The 19,639-nt window shown below is 62.4% G+C and carries 17 protein-coding genes; 7 read left to right on the forward strand and 10 right to left on the reverse strand.

What is annotated here, in order from left to right; all coding sequences use genetic code 11:
* Positions 1–37: 37 nt before the first annotated feature.
* Complete coding sequence (locus L1071_RS02810; RefSeq protein ID WP_246897057.1) at positions 38–436, forward strand: DUF4168 domain-containing protein; 399 nt, start codon at positions 38–40, stop codon at positions 434–436.
* A gap of 205 nt (positions 437–641) precedes the next feature.
* Here L1071_RS02810 and L1071_RS02815 read toward each other — a convergent pair whose 3' ends face one another.
* The 3 genes from L1071_RS02815 to L1071_RS02825 form a co-directional block, all read right to left on the reverse strand.
* On the reverse strand, positions 642–1,163 hold the full coding sequence (locus L1071_RS02815; protein WP_246968408.1) for a PRC-barrel domain containing protein: 522 nt from the start codon (positions 1,161–1,163) through the stop codon (positions 642–644).
* Between the two features lie 66 nt (positions 1,164–1,229).
* Positions 1,230–1,427 (reverse strand): CsbD family protein, encoded by a 198-nt coding sequence (locus tag L1071_RS02820; protein ID WP_246897054.1) that lies wholly within the window; start codon positions 1,425–1,427, stop codon positions 1,230–1,232.
* A 119-nt stretch (positions 1,428–1,546) separates the two neighbouring features.
* Positions 1,547–2,422, reverse strand: a complete 876-nt coding sequence (locus L1071_RS02825) for an AEC family transporter (RefSeq protein ID WP_246968410.1) — start codon at positions 2,420–2,422, stop codon at positions 1,547–1,549.
* A 265-nt stretch (positions 2,423–2,687) separates the two neighbouring features.
* Between L1071_RS02825 and L1071_RS02830 the strand changes: the two genes are divergently transcribed.
* Positions 2,688–4,361, forward strand: coding sequence for a multidrug ABC transporter permease/ATP-binding protein (locus tag L1071_RS02830; protein ID WP_246968412.1), 1,674 nt, complete (start codon positions 2,688–2,690; stop codon positions 4,359–4,361).
* 32 nt (positions 4,362–4,393) lie between these two features.
* On the opposite strand, the gene L1071_RS02835 is transcribed toward L1071_RS02830, so the two are convergent.
* Positions 4,394–5,296 (reverse strand): ferredoxin family protein, encoded by a 903-nt coding sequence (locus tag L1071_RS02835; protein WP_246968414.1) that lies wholly within the window; start codon positions 5,294–5,296, stop codon positions 4,394–4,396.
* Positions 5,293–6,144: an ABC transporter ATP-binding protein gene (locus L1071_RS02840; protein ID WP_246968416.1), complete on the reverse strand. Its 852-nt coding sequence runs from the start codon at positions 6,142–6,144 to the stop codon at positions 5,293–5,295. Before L1071_RS02840 ends, L1071_RS02835 begins: the two co-directional genes overlap by 4 nt.
* Positions 6,145–6,721: 577 nt before the next feature.
* Between L1071_RS02840 and L1071_RS02845 the strand changes: the two genes are divergently transcribed.
* Genes L1071_RS02845 through L1071_RS02865 form a run of 5 tightly spaced genes read left to right on the forward strand, consistent with a single transcriptional unit; the run spans position 6,722 to position 14,340 of the window.
* Complete coding sequence (locus L1071_RS02845; RefSeq protein WP_246968418.1) at positions 6,722–8,374, forward strand: IucA/IucC family protein; 1,653 nt, start codon at positions 6,722–6,724, stop codon at positions 8,372–8,374.
* Positions 8,367–9,629 (forward strand): type III PLP-dependent enzyme, encoded by a 1,263-nt coding sequence (locus tag L1071_RS02850; protein ID WP_246968421.1) that lies wholly within the window; start codon positions 8,367–8,369, stop codon positions 9,627–9,629. Before L1071_RS02845 ends, L1071_RS02850 begins: the two co-directional genes overlap by 8 nt.
* A gap of 45 nt (positions 9,630–9,674) precedes the next feature.
* Positions 9,675–11,570: an IucA/IucC family protein gene (locus L1071_RS02855; protein ID WP_246968423.1), complete on the forward strand. Its 1,896-nt coding sequence runs from the start codon at positions 9,675–9,677 to the stop codon at positions 11,568–11,570.
* The gene (locus tag L1071_RS02860) at positions 11,564–12,355 is read left to right on the forward strand and encodes an HpcH/HpaI aldolase family protein (protein WP_246968425.1); all 792 of its coding nucleotides are present in this window, start codon (positions 11,564–11,566) and stop codon (positions 12,353–12,355) included. The genes L1071_RS02855 and L1071_RS02860 overlap by 7 nt, the downstream gene beginning before the upstream one ends.
* Positions 12,352–14,340 carry an IucA/IucC family protein gene (locus tag L1071_RS02865; protein ID WP_246968427.1) on the forward strand — a complete coding sequence of 663 codons (1,989 nt, stop codon included), beginning with the start codon at positions 12,352–12,354 and terminating at the stop codon, positions 14,338–14,340. The genes L1071_RS02860 and L1071_RS02865 overlap by 4 nt, the downstream gene beginning before the upstream one ends.
* Before the next feature lie 77 nt (positions 14,341–14,417).
* On the opposite strand, the gene L1071_RS02870 is transcribed toward L1071_RS02865, so the two are convergent.
* The 5 genes from L1071_RS02870 to L1071_RS02890 all read right to left on the reverse strand — a co-directional run bounded on the left by L1071_RS02870 (position 14,418) and on the right by L1071_RS02890 (position 19,634).
* Entirely contained in the window at positions 14,418–15,041 is a 624-nt protein-coding gene (locus L1071_RS02870; RefSeq protein WP_246968429.1) for an RraA family protein, read from the reverse strand.
* Between the two features lie 63 nt (positions 15,042–15,104).
* Positions 15,105–16,145, reverse strand: coding sequence for a FecCD family ABC transporter permease (locus L1071_RS02875; RefSeq protein WP_246897043.1), 1,041 nt, complete (start codon positions 16,143–16,145; stop codon positions 15,105–15,107).
* Positions 16,146–16,147: 2 nt separating this feature from the next.
* A complete protein-coding gene (locus tag L1071_RS02880) occupies positions 16,148–17,146 on the reverse strand; it encodes a FecCD family ABC transporter permease (RefSeq protein ID WP_246968431.1) in 999 nt (332 codons plus the stop codon).
* Positions 17,140–18,156: an ABC transporter substrate-binding protein gene (locus tag L1071_RS02885; protein ID WP_246968433.1), complete on the reverse strand. Its 1,017-nt coding sequence runs from the start codon at positions 18,154–18,156 to the stop codon at positions 17,140–17,142. Before L1071_RS02885 ends, L1071_RS02880 begins: the two co-directional genes overlap by 7 nt.
* Entirely contained in the window at positions 18,153–19,634 is a 1,482-nt protein-coding gene (locus tag L1071_RS02890) for an MDR family MFS transporter (protein ID WP_246968434.1), read from the reverse strand. Before L1071_RS02890 ends, L1071_RS02885 begins: the two co-directional genes overlap by 4 nt.
* Positions 19,635–19,639: the final 5 nt, after the last annotated feature.

Genomic DNA, 19,639 nt, shown 5'->3' on the forward strand with positions numbered 1-19,639 from the left:
ACAATAGCCACGCACACGCAATAATCTGGAGGTATTCATGCAACGGATCACTGCTCTTGTTTCAGCGGCTATGCTGACGACCGGAATGGTAGCGGCACAGGGCGCCATGGCACAGCAGGAAGACCCGGCAGCAAGCGGGACAACCCAGACTCAGGGTGCGTCTTCTCAGGATTTTTCTGATCAACAGCTTCAGCAGTTCGCTGATGCGTCTGAGGAAATTTCTCAAGTTTCCCAGAAGTACACCGAGCAGCTTCAGAACGCGGATGGCGAAGACGAGCAGCAGGAGCTTCGTGAAAAAGCCAATGAAGAGATGGTCAGTGTTGTTGAAGATAGCGGCATGAGCGTCGAAGACTTCAATGCCGTTGGTCAGGCGATCCAGCAGGATCCTGAGCTCATGCAGCGCGTTCAGGGCATGGTCCAAGGCCAGCAGCAGTAAGCGAAAGGCTCGGTATTACTGTCGATGTAACCTTCGCGGAAAAGGCCACCTTAGGGTGGCCTTTTTCATGCTCGGTCGCCATACCTCAGCCCACACGAGGTAGGGGTGCGATTATATGTGTGCCGTCTGTTCAACATGAAAAAGGCCCGCCATTGATGGCGGACCTTCTCGATACTTCACTCTTTACAGGCTAAGAGTCCGACGATCAGTTGTCGTTAAGGGCATCGCTGGCATCGTCCAGTAGATCGGCGGTGGCCGACTTGGTGCTTTGCCAAGCGCTTTCGGCGCCCTGCTTGGTATCGTCCCATGCCTGGCGAGCTTGCCCTTTGGCATCCTGCCACCAGTCGTTGTCGTACTCAGGCAGCTTGGCGACCTCATCGCGCGTCATGTCGAGCGTGACACGATACTCCAAGTCATCGAGATCATCGGCGTTCTGCGTCTCGAGGGTAAAGTTGTCGCGATCGACGACACGATGCGTATCGCCAAGATCGAGAACGCCCCCGGTTTCGATGACCAAGGCTTGAACGCTCATGTCCTCGCCCAGCAGCACGTCCTCGACGTCACCCACGTCTTCGTTGGGGTTTGCCTCGAGGAAAACGTCGGCATCCATCAGCTCATCGCCTGAGTAAAGCCCTTGGGGTTGCGAATCGGCAACGGCGAAGCCCGTTAGCCCGATGCCCCCGATGAGAATGGCGGTTTGCGTCATGCGATGCAGTGAGTGGCGCATTGAGAAGCTCCTTCTTCGTCGGTTCTATCTATTCGGCGGGTGTCGAATGACTGGCGAGATACGCGATCAGACCGAATGAGCCCAGTCATCGGCTCGCTTTTCGGCTTCTTCCTTGGTGATCCCGTATTTGGTCTGCAGCTTGCCGATCAATTGATCGCGCTTGCCGGCGACTTGGTCGAGTTCATCGTCGGTCATTTCGCCCCAGGATGCTTTAGCCTTGCCTTTGACCTCGGTCCAACGACCTTCTATCTGATCCCAATTCATGGCGGTTCCTCCTGAACGGTTGCCAACAACACGAGCGCTTCCTGCGCGTCGCGTGCATTACGAAGAATAACAGAGTTGTGGGCTTTGGCAATTACACCCCCTGCACCATGGAAAGCCGGCTACATGAACAGCGCCAGCAGCAGCGGTACGTAGATGAAGGCCAGCAATGTGGAGCAGAACACCAGGCTGGCGACGTATTCCGGTTCGCGCTGTGAGCGTTGCGCAAAAAGGTAATTATAGACCGCTACAGGCATGCTCATCTGCATCACGAGCACGCTCTGCGCCAGGGGCGGAAGGTCCAGGAGCCAGCCCACGCCGAAGGCCACGCAAACGGCGAGTGCCGTGCGTATGAGGCTGAAAGCGAGCCCCGAGGACAGACTGCGCACCTGAATGTTGGCCAGCGAGACGCCGAGGGTGATCAGCATCAAGGGGACGGTGAAGCCGGAGATCAGCTCCACGGTGTTATCGATCCACAACGGCAGGTCGGTATCCGTGAGCAGGATGGCCACCGACAGTAGAATGCTATACACGGTAGGCGTGCGCAGCAGGCTCTTCAGCGGATTGCTGCGGCTGATCATCATGATCCCGAAGGTGAACTGCACCAGGGCGACCGTCACCATCACGGTGATGGCATAGGCGAAGCCCTCGCTGCCGAATGCATAGAGTGCCACCGGCAAGCCCATGTTGCCGGTGTTGGGGTACATCATGGGTGCCAATAGCACGCGCCAGTTCTTGCGCAGCAGTATCGCCATCAGCCAGGTGGCCAGCGCCATGACCAGAAGCACGCCCAGCGTGCTCAGCATGGTGCGCCCGAAGGTGTGGGCATCGATGTTGGCACCGGAGAGCGAGGCGAGAATCAATGACGGCGTGCCGACATTGAAGACCAGTTTGGTGACGAAGTCGGTGGGATACGCGTATCCCAGGCGTATCCAGCAAAATCCGATACTGGCGCCCACGAACACGGGGGCCATGACAGCGAAGAGTTGGGCGAGCATGCGCGAGCCTGATTCAGGGATTGCGTCCACGCGGCGCAGGTGGACGGGACGATGTCGAACGCGACTGTGAACGTCGCGGAAAGTGCCATATGAGGTGCTATTGTCGCCAATCGTGGTGAAGCGTTGCAACGTGCATACGAAAACGAGAATCCTTTACCTTGACGTGGCGCGAGAATTGGCAAGAATCGTGGGCCACGCTGACATTCATCGGCGTCGCGTATAACGCGGCGCGTCGCCACTTTCAAAATAACGTCTAGAGAACTGCATGGAACTTTTGCGCGTCGTCTATCGCGATTATCGCTGGCCGTTCATCGGCGTCATGGTGTTGAGCCTGGCCAGCGCGGGGCTGGGTATCGGGGTCATCGCCTTCATCAACCAGTACTTGATCGAGGCCCAGGGCGACCCGCTTCTAGTGCTGCCTCAGTTCCTGGGGCTGATCGCATTGCTGCTGGCGGTCACGCTGGGTTCGCAACTGGCGCTGACCGTGCTCGGCCACCATTTCGTCTATCGTCTGCGCGGACGTCTCATCAAGCGGATTCTGGATACCGACATCGAACGACTCGAGCGCCTGGGCAGTGCGCACCTGCTGGCCAGCCTGTCCAGCGACATTCGTAATATCACCATCGCCTTCGTGCGCCTTCCCGAACTGGTGCAGGGGGTTATCCTGACGCTGGGGTCGGCCGCGTATCTGGCCTGGCTCTCGCCGGGGATGCTGTTCATCACTGCGCTATGGGTGGCGGTGACCGTGGTAGGGGGCTGGTATCTGGTGTCGCATGTGTATCGCCATCTGGGAAAGGTGCGCGACACCGAGGACCGGCTCTACAAGGATTACGAGGCGGTGATCGACGGCCGCAAGGAACTGGCCCTCAATCGCGACCGTGCCCGGTCACTGTATGAGGATGTCTACGAGCGCGACGCCAAGGCCTATCGGCATCACATTATCCGCTCCGACACCTTCCACCTGAGCGCGGTGAACTGGTCGAACATCATGATGCTGGGCGCCATCGGCATGGTGTTCTTCCTCGCCAATGGCCTCGGTTGGGCCAATACCAACGTGGCGGCAACCTATTCGCTGACGCTGTTGTTCCTGCGCACGCCCTTGATCCAGGCGGTGGGGGCATTGCCCACGCTGTTGAGTGCCCAGGTCGCCTTCGACAAGCTCAGGACACTGGCATTGACCGAGTATCGCGCGGAGTTCGGCGAGAGCGCCGCGCACGGCGACTGGCAGACGCTGGAGCTACGCAGCGTGACCTTTGCTTATGCTGCGGGCGAGCATGGCCGTGGCTTTGAAGTGGGGCCGGTCGATCTCACCTTGTCGCGCGGTGAACTGGTGTTTCTGATCGGTGGCAACGGCAGTGGCAAATCGACGCTAGCGCGCCTGCTGACCGGCCTTTATCAGCCGTATGCCGGTGAGATCCTCATCGATGGCATCCCCGTGGACGAGGCCGGCTGGCAGGCGTTTCGTAGTCGCTTCGCCGCCGTATTCACCGACTTCTACCTCTTCGATCAGGTGATCGGCCCTGATGGCGAGGCGCCGGACACGGCCTTGACCGAAGCCTGGGTCGCGCGCCTGGGCATGGGCGAAAAGCTGCATTTCGATGGCTGGCGGGTGACCGACACGCAGCTTTCCCAGGGGCAACGCAAGCGCCTTGCGCTGCTGCTGGCGGTGGCCGAACAGCGCGATATCCTGATGCTCGACGAATGGGCGGCGGATCAGGACCCGCAGTTCCGGCGCATCTTCTACCGCGAGTTGCTGCCCTTGCTGCGCGAACACGGCAAGACCGTCTTCGCCATCAGCCACGACGATCACTACTTCCAGCACGCCGACCGGCTACTGGAAATGCGCGCAGGGCAGTTGAGCGAATTGACCGGCGAGATGCGCGATCGCGTCAGCCGCGACGCCGTGGCTCGGCTCGAAGACACATCAGGCAACGCGTGACGGGCGGCGACTGCTTGCAGCGGCATCCAGCGTCAGGCGGCTGAGATATCGGTGGCATTCCAGACCAGGCTTTCGGTGGGGCCGTCATCCAGGTCGGAGCACGTGTCGACACGTAGAACCGTCGTCGTTTCGCAGACGGTCTGCAGTTGGCCATGCGCACCATCTTGTTCCCATCGCCACAGGATGCGTCGCCGATGCTCGTTGCCGGTGTCGTCCTGCAACGTCAAGCTGGCCTGTGGGTATCCTCGTTCTAGAAAGGCCAGGGCTGCGAGCTGGGCACACTGCTGCGCGGGTGTCAGCCGGGAGTCGCCGCGATAGCCGGGCAGAAAGCGACGGCCTTGCGCCTCCGCTTGCAGGAAGGGTAATGCCTGCTGCGGTGTAATGCGGCCGTACTTGCGCACTGGTGAGAGCAGGATGATGCTGGCGGCGAGGCGGCAACCGCCCAGATGGCTGCTTTCCCAGACATCGAAGGGCAGCCCGTGCGCCGCGACGACCTGGGCCAACTGCTTGTAGGTCTGGTAACCATACTTGGCGCAGCACTTGTCCTTCTTGCCGTGAGTGCAGCAAAGCAGCAGATCGCGGTCGACCGCTTCTCCCTCCCATGCTGTCAGTGGCGCCCCTGACTGCCACGCGGCCAGAAACGCCTCCAGTGCCTCGCGAGGCACGACAAACCGCCGGCGTTCGGGCATCAGAAATACCTGATGGCTGTCGCTGGCCTGTTCACGCCGATGAATCAGATTGATTCGCCGCCCGTCGGCGGCGATGGCGTCGAGGGTTTGTACCAGGCTGTCCGGCATGTCGTGGGCATGACGTAGATTGCGTGTCCATTTGGCGCGAGGCCAACTGATCAGGAGATTGCGCTCAACGTGCGCGGCACTGCCGGCCAGCGGATCATGCTGTTCACGGCTGAGATCGGCGCAGAATCGATGGCTCATGAAACACGACGCTGGTGGTCGGTGGGCTGGGCACGCCGGTGGGCCCCCCGTTTCTTGTGTGGCACGCAGATCGGGCTGCCTGTCTCGGGATCCTCGAGTACATGGGCATCGAGATCGAAGACATGCTTGAGGTTGGTGGCCGTGAACACCTTCTCAGGTACGCCACTGGTGACAATACGCCCTTCACGCATCATCACCAGTTGATCGGCGTAGGCCGCCGCCAGGTTCAAGTCGTGCAGCACCAGCAGCAGGGTGCGGCCGTGCTCGTGAGCCAGGCGGGATAGCAGCTCCAGCAAGTCTACTTGCACCTTGAGATCGAGAAAGGTGGTGGGCTCATCGAGCAGGATCAGGTCGGTCTGCTGAGCCAGCACCATGGCGATCCAACAACGCTGCCGCTGACCGCCGGAGAGCGCATCGACGCTGCGCTCGGCGAACGCCGTGACGTCGGCATAGGCCATCGCCTCGCGAATGGCCAGGGCATCCTGCTCGGCATCCTGTCGCCACAATCGCTGGTGAGGAAAGCGCCCCATGCCGACCAGTTGCCGGACCGTCAATCCCTCCGGCGCGGAAGGGCCCTGCGGCAGGATGCCCAGGCGCTGGGCGACCTCTCGCGTATTGCGGCGGTGAATATCCTTGCCATCGAGACAGACTTGACCGGCGCTGGGTATCAGCGTGCGCGCCAGCGTCTTCAGCAGTGTTGATTTACCGCTACCGTTGGGGCCGAGCAACACCGTCAGCTTGCCCTCGGCCACTGCCAGATCGACACCATCCAGTACGCGTTGCGATTCGTACCCGGCGCACAGGGCTTCGCCTGTCAGACGCGGCGGCTTGGCAGGTATTGAGGGCATGAAGGTGGCTCGTTGGGATGATCCTTAGGCTGGCAACCGTAAGACAAAAAATTCTCATTTTCAATATTGCGGGGTAGGTCCACTCGCTCTTCCACCATGATGGGGGAGCTAATGATTCGTGCGGCGGATATGTGCAAGCGTTGACTTTAATCTTTATTATAATCATTCTCATTAGCAAGTGAGCTGGCGATTACCCAAGCATCGGCACCGATGATCTAAGCGTATCGCTGTTCTCACCACTCGATCGACATAACAAGCACGACCATCCAGTAGGACGTTGCCCACTCAGTACGACGTTGCAACGTGGCTAGCGAGGGACGCGCGGACTTACTTGCCAGCAGAAGCCTTGCACTGACGGCACGGTTGGTCATGAGGCAGGTGAGGTTCAAAAGGAAGGTATTGTTGCGGAGGCTACATGAGCTACGCCCGTTTCTCTCGCTTACCTGGCGAGATAAGCCGACACGCATCCATGCATGCGTTGCTGAATTGCATTATCAAGGAAGTGGCAATCCCCCATGACACGGTGTTCCATCGGTGGCCGACTCGGCGCGATGGACTTCCGGAGCAGGTGCACGGCATGCCCCTGCTGATCGAGTGGTCGGCATCGTTGTCGCTGTTCGTGATGGTGGACCGACGTTCGGTCATCGGTAGTCACTTCTATCTTTCCGAGGTCTATCTGCGAGAGGCAGAAGGTACCGGCTGGCATGCCCCTGAAATGGTGGAATTGATCACTGCGCTGTTGGAGCACTGCCGGTGGAATGAGGGCACGCTCAATCAGGAATTGTGCGACCAAGTCATGCAAAGCCAGGACGTCATGACGACCATCGTCGCGCATGCCGTCGAGCAGCCCAGGCTCCATCCGTTGGCGGATTACCGTTGCAGTGAGCAGGGGCTGTGGTTTGGGCATCCCAATCATCCCACGCCCAAGGCCCGGCAATGGCCGCCCCAACTGCTGCAGGACGAGAAACCTGCCTACTCTCCCGAATTCGGTGCCACCACGACCCTGCACGAGTTTTCCTTTCCCGTGGCCGGGCTGAGCGTCCAGACCAATCGGCTGAATGCCCTGGATGTGTTGCCGCATGCGGGAGATCAGCGCCGCGCCGAGGATCTCGATCGTGTGGTGCTCAGCATGCACCCGGTTCAGGCCGATCTCTTCCGCCAGGATGCCCGGGTGGCAGAGATGATCCAGAAAAAGGTGATCGGCGATCTCGGGCCGAGTCGTTGGCATGCTGCCCCTACCGCTTCCATGCGTACCTGGTATCTCGAGGGGCATCCCTGGTTCATCAAGGGGTCGCTCAATGTGCGCATCACCAATTGTGTGCGCAAGAATGCTTGGTACGAACTGGAAAGCACGCTGGTCATCGATCGCATCATGCATCGGCTCGCCCAGTCGAAAGACACGACACTGGCGGCGCTATGCGTGGCACAGGAACCGGCCACGCTTCACTGGGCGCCGCCCGAGGGCGACGAGGCCGATCAGCGTTGGTTTCGGGAGCAGACTGGCGTGATTCTGCGGGAAAACTTCTGTCAGCGATTCCGACCGGAACGCTGCCTGCTCAGCGCGACGCTTTTTGCCCGCGATGCGCAGTTGGTGCCCCTGGTGTTGTCTTTCATCGCAGGGTCGACGTCAGCCGAGGGACACGACGCACTGCCCTCGGAAGCGCAGTCCCGTGCGTGGTTCCAGACCTACCTGCGTACGCTGGTGGCACCGGTCATGGGCTTGTTCTTTCGGCATGGCATCGTCATGGAACCCCATCTGCAGAATTGCGTGCTGATCCATGACCAGGGCATGCCCCGGCAGATGCTGCTGCGCGACTTCGAAGGGGTCAAGCTGACCCATGACAAGGGAGTGGACTGGCTCACTGGAGAGTCGCTGCATCCCCACGTCAGGGAGTCGATGACCTATTCTCGCGAGCAGGGCTGGAACCGTATCGCTTATTGCCTGCTCGTCAATCATGTCGCCGAAGCGATCCTGGCGCTGAGTTGGCAGCGCCCGGCCCTCGGCGATGCGCTGTGGCAGGACACCTTGGACGAACTGCATCGCGTTCGCCAGACCCTGGGTACGTCCGCCCCCGAGCTGGATGCACTGCTGGAAGGCGGTGACCTGCCCTGCAAGACCAACTTCAAGCTACGGCTGCTGGCTCAGGCAGATCGCCAGGCCGAGTATGTGGCATTGCCCAATCCCTGGTGTGTCACTCGGGCCGTTGGCCAGGAGGTGGCCTATGGGTGAGCCCGTTACCGTTCCCGAGTATGTGCTCGATGCCATCGCCTCGCATCGACAAGCGTGCCGCGAGCCCATGGCGGCATTCTTCTATGACCTTCCGGCGCTCGCCGCGCATGGTCGTGCCATGAAGGCGGCGTTGCCCCCAGGCGTCGAGCTCTACTATGCCATCAAAGCCAATAGCGAGGCGGCCATCCTCGATACGCTGGCACCCGTAGTGGACGGGCTGGAACTGTCGTCCGGCGGCGAGATCGCGCGGGCCTGCGCCTGCTCGACGCCGCGCCCCTGGGTGCTCTCCGGCCCGGGCAAACTGGATACCGACATGCATGAGGCCATGACGCGAGGCGTCGAGGCCTTGCATGTCGAAAGTCTCGGGGAAGTAGCCCGCCTGCAGGCAGTCGCGGCCTCGCTGGAGTGCGTGCAACCGGTGCTGCTGCGCATCAACCCCGCTCTGCCCGAGGACCTCTCCAGTCGTCTAAGGATGGCCGGCACGGCCACGCCTTTCGGCATCGACGAGGCGCAGTTGATCGAAGCCGTCCGGGCTGTCGATGACGCTGCGAACCTGACGCTGGTCGGCTTTCATGTTCACGCCATGTCGCACCAGACATGCGAACGGCGTCACCAGCGGCTGCTGGCCTCCTACCTGGAGCGCTGGCCACAGTGGCGAGCGTTGGCACGCCACCCCGAGCGCGTCACCCAGCTCAACGTGGGAGGCGGTATCGGCGTGAACTATCTCCAGCCGTCCGAACAGTTCGACTGGCCCGGCCTATGTGAGGCCTTGGGACAGCATCTGGCGGCCATGCATGAGCCACCGCGAGTGCGTTTCGAAATCGGCCGTTTCCTCACCGCCTTCTGCGGCTACTACGCGATCGAAGTGCTCGATACCAAGATCAGCCATGGAGAGGGCTTCGTCGTCTGTCGAGGCGGTACGCACCAGTTTCGCCTGCCCGCCGCCCAGGGGCACGATCATCCGATCGTTCACCTGCCGCGTGATGCTCACCGGGCCAGCCAGAGGGAGCGCCGATCATGGACGGTGGTGGGGCAGCTGTGTACCCCCAAGGACGTGCTGAGCCGTCGTCAGGCGCTGTCCGGGGTGGCGGTGGGCGATCTATTGGTACTGCCGCTGGCCGGTGCCTATGGCTACAACATCTCCCATGCGGACTTCCTGTGCCATCCCCGTCCCGATCAGATATTCATCCGTAACGCCCGTGAGGCCAGCGAATCCTCGAGTCGAAGGTGTCAGTACGCCGAGCCGGTGAACTGAGCGAGGGATTTCACGTGTCAATTTTCCAGGTTTTGAAGGTGCATCATGTCATCTCATGAACGTGTCATGCCGCTGGCTTCGGCCAGCGACGCTAAGGCCGAAGCTCGGCCGTGCGCTGCCTTGCCCTTTGCCCATGCATCGGACTGGCGTCATCACGCTCGCATCGAGCAGCGCGTTGCCGGCCAGCTTTTGCAGACCTTGCTCTACGAGGACGTACTGCCCCATGGGGCCGTCGCCGAGTCAGAGGCAGGGGGCTGCGGGGCCACAATATTTTTCCTGACCCTGGGTAAGCGCCGCTACCGGGTCAGTGGCTGGCGATGCCATAGTTTCCGTCTGATTCGCCTCGAACACTCGTCGCTGGTGGTCGAGGAGGCGGAGGATGACTCCGTGCCGGTGAGCTTGCCGCAGTTCCTCGAGGATCTCGAGACGGCGCTGGGCGATGTGGCGATCCAGCCCGGCTTCGTCGATGAACTGACGCAGACCCTGATCAAAGACATGCAGTCATCCGCGTGGCCAGTGCCCTGTCACGCGTCTCCGCAGGCTCTGGATGCCGACGCCCTCGAGCAGTATTTCACTGATGCGCACAGCTACCACCCCTGCTACAAGTCACGGCTGGGTTTCTCACTGCGCGACAATCAGCGTTACGGGCCGGAGTTCGCCCAGCCGCTGCGGGTCGTCTGGCTGGCCGTGCCGACGCGCCTGGCGCATCGGGGAGCCACCGACGGGCTGGCGCTCGCCGAGCGGATCGCACAGGAGGCGGGCCCGCAGGTGATGGCTAGCCTGGACGATTACCTTGCCAGGCGCCAGATGGTGCGGGACGACGTCGTGCTGATGCCGGTGCATCCCTGGCAGTGGGAAAACGCTCTGGTGGCGGCACTCTATCCGGAGCTCGCCCGCGGTGAGGTCGCCCTGCTCGGCGAGGGCGGGACGACCTACACCGCGCAGCAGTCGATTCGTACTCTGGCGCCGCAGGACACGCAGCAGCCGTATCTCAAGCTGGCGATGAGCATGACCAATACGTCCAGCACGCGTATCCTGGCGCGCCATACCGTCACCAACGCCCCCGTCATCACCGAATGGCTCCAGCGGCTCATCGCGACCGACGAGACGGCCAGCGCCGCAGGCTTAGTGATTCTCGGCGAAGTGGCGGGCGTGGCGCTGGATGAGCGGGCCTTCCCGGACGCTCGTTACCACGACGTGTACGGCAAGGTTGGTGCTATCTGGCGCCAGAATATCGACGAGTTTCTGCAAGACGGCGAGCGGGCCGTGCCCTTCAATGGGTTGAGCCAGTTCACCCGCGATGCCGAGGGGATGCCCGTCAGCCCCTTCATCGCGCCCTGGGTGGAACACCATGGGCTGGACGCCTGGACCCGGCAACTGGTGCATGTCGCCACCTGGCCGATCATCCACCTGCTGTTCGCCGAGGGCGTGGGCATGGAGTCCCATGGCCAGAATATCGTGGTCATTCATCGCGACGGCTGGCCGCTCCGGGTGGCGCTGAAGGATTTCCACGATGGCGTGCGCTTCAGCCCCTCGCACCTGGCGCGCCCCGAGCTGGCGCCGGACCTGGAGCCCGTCCCCGAGCGCCACGCTGCCCTCAACCGCAACTCCTTCATCGTCACCGATGACCCGCACGCGGTTCGGGACTACTCCTGCGATGCTTTCTTTTTCATTGCCCTGGCGGAGATGGCGATCTTTCTGCAGCGGCATTTCGGGCTGCAAGAGTCGCGGTTCTGGGCCATGGCGGCGGACGCGATCAAGGCCTATCAGCGCGCCCATCCTCAGCATGCCGAGCGCTACCGGTGCTTCGATGTCTTCGCACCGTGGTGGGAGGTGGAAGCCCTTACCCGACGTCGCCTGTTCGGTGATGACACTCCTCAAATCAAGCATGTCCCCAACCCGCTGGCGGCCTTCGCGCCCGGCAAGGAGGCGGCATGCTGAGGACCAATCGACTCAAGCAGTCGTTAGTCGAGGGCAGGGAGGTCCATGGGATTCTGGCCTCCCTGCCGGCGGCCGCTTCCATCGAGTTGATCGCCGAGGCGGGCTTCGACTTCGTGGTGATCGACACCGAGCACGTGCTGATCAACCCGGAAACCGTCGAGCACATGATTCGTACCGCCGAGAGCTACCAATTGACACCGCTGGTGCGGGTGGCAGATACCGACCCCAAGGCACTGCTGCGTCTTCTCGACGGTGGTGCCCAGGGAATCGTGTTGCCTCAGGTGGAAGACGCCGCGGCCCTCGAGCGCGCCGTGGTTGCGTGCAAGTACGCGCCAGAGGGCGAGCGCAGCCTCAATGCTGGGCGGCCAGGAAGCTTCGGCAAGGCGTCGCTAGCCGAGTACGTCGCCGAGGCCAATCGGGAGATCATGGTGGTCGCCATGATCGAAAGCCATCGAGGCGTGGCAGAGATCGAGTCGATCTGCGCGGTTCCGGGGCTCGACATGGTGCTGGAAGGGGCGGCGGATCTATCCCAGTCACTGGGTGTGACTTGGCAGACCGGTCATCCCGATGTCGTCCAGGCATTGGAAGCGGTCCAGCACACTGCAAGTGAGCATCGCATCCCTTATTGCGCCTTCCTGCGTAATCCCGAAGCCAAGGCTCGGTGGCAGGCGCGCGGCGTTGGCGCCTTCATGCTGGGCGACGAGCGTGGGATTGCCTTTCGCGCCCTGCAGCGAGCGCTTGGCGATGCTCGGGCGCCGTTGGATAGCGAGGCGACCCGAGCATGAGATCACCGACGGTGCAGGGTTCCATTTCCGATACTCCCATTTCCGAATCCCCCATGGAGCGCACGCCCATGCAATCTCTCGATGCCCAGCGTCATGCCCAGGCGCAGATCATGCAGTCGCTGGTGGACGGCCTGCTGGTCGAAGGACTACTGGATGACTTAGGGGCCGCCTGGTTGGCCACCACCGAGATCGATCACTGGATCACCCAACTGCCGGTGTTCGAAGGCCATGTCGACGATCCTTCGACGCGCTTCTGGCACTGGCCGCAGGGTCGAGGTAACGGGATTGGCATGTTGTTGCAGCCCGGTATCGCCCAGGCGTGGGAAAAGGTGCCCCGGACCCCCGTGATCGTCATGAATGTCGATCACGGGGAGTGGGAAGCGCTCGATCCGGTCGCCTTCATGCGCCGTGTCTTCGGTGCCGTGACGCAGGATGACGATCAGATCCTGGGGCAGGGACAGAAGGTGTTTCTCGAGGCGTTGTCCGATAGCCTCTGGCAGGCGGAAAGTTCCGTGGCGCACCGGGTAGAAACGCATGATCTGCCCTCCCGTGACACGGCCGCGCACTTCGCGATCATGGAGCAGTGGGCATCGTTGCTCGACCGACCCTACCACCCCACGGCGAAGGCCAAGCAGGGGCTCAGCGAGAATGAATATCGTGCCTACATGGCCGAATTCAATGCGCCTATTACGTTGCGCTGGGTCGCGCTGGCCCGCGATCAGGTCATGACCGGTGCCGGCGTCGACGAGGCTGGTGCCGAGCCGGTGCAGTGGCTCACCGATGTCGAAGACCGTAAGGCGCTCGAGCGTGAGATGACAGCGCGCGGTCTGGTCCGGACTCACGTCGCTATCCCCGTGCATCCCTGGCAGCACGAGCATGCGTTACCTCACTGGTTGGAAGCGGCCTTCGCGATGGGGGACTGTGTCTCGCTGGAGTCGGTCACGGCGCCCTGGCTCGCGACGTCCTCGCTGCGCTCGTTGGCGCCGACCACAGCGAGCCCGCATTTCCTGAAACTGCCGATGGCCATTCACTCGCTGGGTGCTTCGCGTTATTTGCCGGCGGTCAAGATGCTCAACGGCGATCTCAGCGCTCGCCTGTTGCACCAAGCCAGGGAGAAAGACGTCCGGCTCGCCGAGACGCTCTATCTTTGTGACGAGGGCAAGTGGTGGGCGTATATGCCGGAGGGGGCGACGCTGTTCGACGAGGCTCCCAGGCATCTGTCCGCCATGGTGCGCAGCTATCCCCCCGAACTGCTGGATGACCCGGGCGTGCGTCTAGTGCCCATGGCGACGTTGGGGACCCCGCTGCCGGGCGGCGAGCACCATGTGGTCGACGACTGGCTGGCGCAGCGCGGCATGGCGGCCACTGCCGTCTCGGTGCAGGGGCTATTCGGCGAGCTCTGCGAGGTGTTTTTCGACATCAACCTGCGCATGTTGCGGCTCGGCATGCTGGCGGAAGTGCATGGCCAGAACGCCGTGCTGGTCTTCAGGGACGGCCAGTGCCAGGGACTGCTGCTGCGCGATCACGATTCGCTGAGGATCAGCGTCGACCGCCTCGAGCGGCATGGCATGCAGGACCCTTGCTACTGCATCAAGCCCGGCCATGCCAACACTCTTTATCACGATAGCTTAGAGGCTCTGCTGTTCTGGCTGCAGACACTGGCGATCCAGGTCAATCTGCGCGCGATCATCGACACCCTGGCGGATCACTACACGCTGTCGCGGGATGACCTGTGGAGGGAAATGGCGATGCGTCTCGAGGCTCGAATCGACGCTATGCTCTTCGACGATCATGATCGCGCAATGCTCAAGGAGCAGCTCTTCGAGGGGGAGCAATGGCCTTACAAACGGCTCATCGCGCCGATCATCGAGCGTGCCGGCGGGCCCGGCAGTATGCCCTTTGGCACCAGCGCGACCTGTAATCCTTTCGTGCGGGTGAGGCGGCAGGCCGGTGAAAGCATCAAAGAGGCACTGACCGAGGCCTGAGGTTTGATACCTATACCGCCCGACATAGCATCGGGCGGTTTTTTCATACAGGTGGTGTTTTCTGCGCAGCGGTTACTTCAGCGAAACCATTCGGGAAACTCGGCCGCGAAGGCGTTTCGCTTCTCTTCCTCCTGAGCCTGCTTACGTTCTGCGGCATCGGCGAGTGCGTCGGCGCGATGCGGAGGAATGACGAAAAGCCCGTCGTCGTCGCCTACTACAAGGTCCCCCGGGTTGATCGTCACTCCGTCGATGGCGACTGGCGTGTTGATCTCACCTTCCAGCTCCAGCGCGCGGGTTGTCAGTGGGCTACTCGTCTGGGCATAGGTGGGCAGGCTAAGCCGGGAAAGGGCATCCCGGTCGGTGATGGCGCCGTTGGTGACAACGCCTGCGAGTTGCTTGCGTAGTGCCGCGTAGGCGCGAAATTCGCCCCAGCAGGCGCGATGCTGATCGCCGGATACGTCGATCACCAGCACATCGCCTGGGCAGGTCAACTTCAGCGCTTCACGGATGATGCTACCGTCGACGTGGGGAATTCTGACCGTTAGGGCTGTGCCAAGCAGTCGCACGGGACGCTGGAGCGGCGAGAGGGTGGCGATGGCACCGAAGTCGGTAAAATGTCCCAGGGTGGAAGTGGCAATGGTTCGATAGCGTTGCCGTTGCGTCGCCGTGATGGTGTCCTGACGGGGAGCGATATGAAACATGGGGGTTCCCTTATCTGCCATGGGTATCAGCGATGAAGAGTGAGTGATGATGGGCGAATCGCTTCAATGATTCTGGTAGCGGGTGCGATGCAGCAGATAGACGAAGAAGGGCGCGCCCACGCCTGAGACGAAGATGCCGGCGGGTAAGTCCTTGGGTAGGAACGCCACCCGGCCCAGCAGGTCGGCATAGAGTACGATCAGCGCCCCCACCAGGGCGCTGGCAGGGACCAATCGGCCGAATCCCCGCCCTACCAGGCGGGCGGCGATATGGGGGGCGATCAAGCCCACGAAGCTGAGCCCCCCGGCAAAGGCCACGGCCGCACCCGCCAGCGCTACGCTGCAGGCCATCAGCACCAGCCGGCTGCGCAACACATTCACGCCCAGCCCTAGAGCCACGTGATCCCCCAGCGCCATGGCATCCATGTGGCGTGCATAGGTCAGGCACAGGGGAACGGCGACCAGTAGCCAAGGGAGCATGCCGAGCACGTCCTGCCATTGGGCGGCATAGAGGCTGCCGGTCAGCCACACGTAGGCGACCATGGCGGCGGCATCGTCGCTGATCACGATCAACAGGGTGGTGACGGCGCCCATCGCGGCGGAGAGCCCGATACCGACCAGCACCATGCGCGAAGGTGAAATACCCCCCTTCCAGGCGAGCAAGAATACCAGCAGGGCGGAGAACACCGCCCCGAGCAGCGCGGAGGCCGGCAGCCAATGGATACTCAGGCCGGTACCGAATAGTGCCAGGAAGGTCACGGCGGCCATGGCGGCGCCACTGGTGATGCCGATCACGTCCGGTGAAGCCAACGGGTTGCGTACGATGCCCTGGAGGATAGCGCCGGCCACGGCCAGGGCCGCCCCCACCAACACCGCCAGCAGGATGCGCGGCAGGCGCAGTTCCCAGACGATGAAGGCGATATCGCTGTCCTGTGGCGCGGTCAGCGCGTGTACCACCTGGTTGAACGAGGTGGGGAAGCTGCCTAGGCTCAGCGATAGCCCCATGCTGGCCAGAAGGACTAGCGCGAGCAGGGCGCTGAGGATGACAGCGCGGTTCGTGGCGGCGGTGTCGTTGCCTGGCCGTGTCAGGGAGGCGGAATGCGTCATGGTCAGACCTGCTTCCTGCGTGCCAAGTAGATGAAGAAGGGTGTGCCGATCAACGCCGTCATCACGCCTACTGGCACATCCTGAGGTGGCATCAGGAAGCGCGAGGCCACATCGGCCAGCAGCAACAGGCTCGCGCCCAGCAGGGCACAGGCCGGCAGCAGCCAGCGATGGTCGACGCCGAAGAGCCCCCGCGCCATGTGCGGCACGATCAGGCCGACGAAACCGATCATGCCGGCGAGCGCGACCGAACTGCCGGCGAGCAGGATCACCACCAGACCCAGTAACAGCTTGATAGTGCCGGCGCGCATGCCCAGGCCCTTGACCATGTCATCGCCCAGCATCAAGGCATTGGCATGGCGGACCAGCAGCATACACAGCAGCAGGGCGATGCCGAAGAGCGGGAGCAGAGGGACAACGACCGACAGCTCGCGCCCTGACACGGAGCCGGCCAGCCAGTAGAGCACGCTTTCGAAGCTCTGTTGGTCGACGATCAAAAGGCCCTGGCTGAACGAGACGAACATGGCGGTGACGGCCACACCCGCCAGCACGACCCGCAGCGACGACAGCTCCCCCTGGCGCCCGCGACTCAGCATGACCACCAGACAGGCCGCGACCAGGGCGCCCAGCAGCGCCGCCCAGACGTACCCGGCCGGGGTGTGGAGGGGCAGCAGCGAAACCGCGATCACCACGAAGAACATGGCCCCCGCGTTGATTCCCAGGATGCCCGGCGAGGCGAGGGGATTGCGCGTCATGGTCTGCATCAGCGCGCCGGCGATGGCCAGGCTGGCGCCGACCAGAGCAGCGATGACCGCGCGTGGCAGGCGCTCCGTGACAATGATGATATGTGCGACCCGTGCGGGGTCGTAATGTAAAAGCGCCTGGATGAAGGTCGACGGGGCGATATCCGTGGTGCCCAGCATGACGCTTGCGGCGAAGGCCGCTGAGACCAGTGCCAGCCCCAACAACAGTCCCGCCATTCGGGAAGCGCAATGATTCAGCATGCACTCGACTCCTTGTCGTGGGCGCGAGACGTCGAGGACGTTTCATCGGCGCAGGTTGCGGCGGAAGTCGTAGGCGCATGAGGATCAAGCCCGTAATGGGTGTAGAGGTCATCCAGCATGGCATTGGCAGCCAGAATGCCACCGCCCATGATCCAGTCCACCGCGTTCACCTCGAAGACACGCTCGTCTTGCACGGCATCCAGTCGTTGCCAGAGAGGGTGGGAGGTCCAATGCCGATAGTTTCGCATGATGGCGGGATCGTTCGGTTCCAGTAGCACGAAGATCACATCGGCATTCATGACCGGAATGTTTTCTTCGCTGGTCAGCTTCATGCCCCAACCTTGGTCGTGCAGGGAGTTAGGTTGCTCGAAACCCAGCTCATTGAGGATGGAACCGGCGAAGCCCGTCGAGTAGATGCGCACATGGTCGCTCTTGAAACGCACCACGGCGGCTTTCTGCGGCCAGGCGTCGCCCAGTGTATCGGCGATTCTTTGGCGGAAGTCCGCCACGCGCGTATCCCAGTTGCGTAATAGCTCGCGGGCGCGGGCTTCTCGTCCGGTGGCCTCGGCGATCAGTTTCAGGGTGGCCTTGAAGTCGAAGACGGTGTCTGTAGCGACCGTCGGCGCGATCTTCTCCAGCAGCGGCCGCACCCGCTCGTGGCGAAAGCGCGTGGCCACGATCAGGTCGGGCTTCAGCCAGGCAACCTTCTCCAGGTTGGGTTGGGTCTCCAGGCCGACATGCTCCACGCCGGCGAGATCATCACGCAGGTAGCGATACATGGGCTTTTCCAGCCAGGAGTCGACGACGCCGACCGGCGTGATGCCCAGCGCCACGGCGCTGTCCGTCGCACCCTGGTAGAGGGTGACGACACGCTGCGGGCGGGCGGGAATGTGGGTGTCGCCGAACGCATTGGTGACGGTGCGTTCATCGTCGGCGCTGGCTCCTAGCGGGAGGAGTGACGCCAGCAACGCCGCTAGGCATAGGCACCAGGTTCGGGTGCGCGTTTTCATTCCGGCCTCCTGGTGGATGCGGTCTTCAAGGGACTATTGGAGTCGCCAGCAGATGATGACACAGCGTCTAGCGATGCAGCGTCGTTTCGTGTCACGGCGCGGCCGAGTCGCCAGGCTAGCGGTAGGCAGCAAGCGGCGATCGTCGCCAGTGCCAGGAAGGCATGGTGCAGGGCGGAGGCACTCGCCTCGGTATAGGAAATGCCCTGGCTCAGTGAAGTCTGCACGACGGTATCGTAGTAGATAGAAAGTGCGACGATGCCGAGCGACGAGATCAGGCGGCGGGACATGTTATTCATGGCGGAGGCCTGGGCGACGTGTGGCTCGGGCAGGTCCTTCATTCCCACCGTGGTGGAGGGCAGATAGGCGCAGCCGAGGCCGAGGCCGCGCAGGCCCATCCAGGCACCGATCATCCACACGGGCGTGGCTTTTGTCAGTGTGGCGAGCCCCGCCAGACTTATCATGGTGATCAGTAGTCCGACGCCGAGGCACCACTGTGGGGGATAGCGGTCGATCAGACGTCCTGCAATGGGCGAGCAGGCGGCGGCGGCCAGCGCAGTGGCCAGAAATACCAGCCCCGTGGTCAGTGGTCCGAAGCCCAGTGTATTTTGCATCCACAGCGGCACCAGCAGGATGCAGCCGAACAGGATGATGGACTGCAAGCAGGCCAGGATGACGCTGAGCCGGTACCCGCGATGGAAAAACAGTGAGAGGTCGAGCAAGGGCGTGTCGGTGTGCCGCTCGACGCGCACGAAGAGCACGAGTGCCAGCAGGCCGACCGCGAGCGTCAGCACGGCCTCGACGCGTAAGAGATCCGTCAGCGTCTCCACCCGGCTGAGGGAAAATAGCACTGTGCCCATTCCCAGGGTGATCAGCGCGAAGCCAGGCAGGTCGAACCGACGTCGATGATTGGGGGGCTCCGCTGGGAGATAGCGATAGCCGCATAGCAGCCCCAATAGCGCGAACGGCATGTTCATCAGGAATAGCGCCCGCCAGTGGCTGACCTCGAGCAGCAGCCCGCCGACGCTTGGACCAAGGGCCGGAGCGAGCATTACCGCGAAACCCCATATTCCGCTGGCGCGGCCTCGCTGGTCGCTGGGGTAGGCGGAGAATATCAGTGACAGAGACAGAGGGATCATCAGCCCCGCCGCCACGCCCTGCAGTCCGCGTGCGAGGATGATGCCAGCCAAGCTCTGGGCCATGGCGCCGAGCGCCGAGCCGGCCAGAAACCCCCACAGACCCAATAGATAGACGTGCTTACGACCGAAGCGATCGGCGAGATAGCCGGTCAGCGGCATGGTCATGCCCATGGTGATCATGAACAGCGTTACCACCCAACTGACTTGTGTGGCGCTGGCATCGAAGGTAGCCATCAATTCGGCGACGGCAAGATTCAGGGCACTGTTGTTGAGGCTGACGGTAAAGGTACCCAGCAGCACACTGACCAGCACCTTTCCGCCATGCTGGGTAGCATGCGGCATGGATA

Origin of the sequence: Chromohalobacter sarecensis (genome assembly GCF_023061135.1) — a bacterium.
GTDB classification, from domain to species: Bacteria; Pseudomonadota; Gammaproteobacteria; order Pseudomonadales; family Halomonadaceae; genus Chromohalobacter; species Chromohalobacter sarecensis.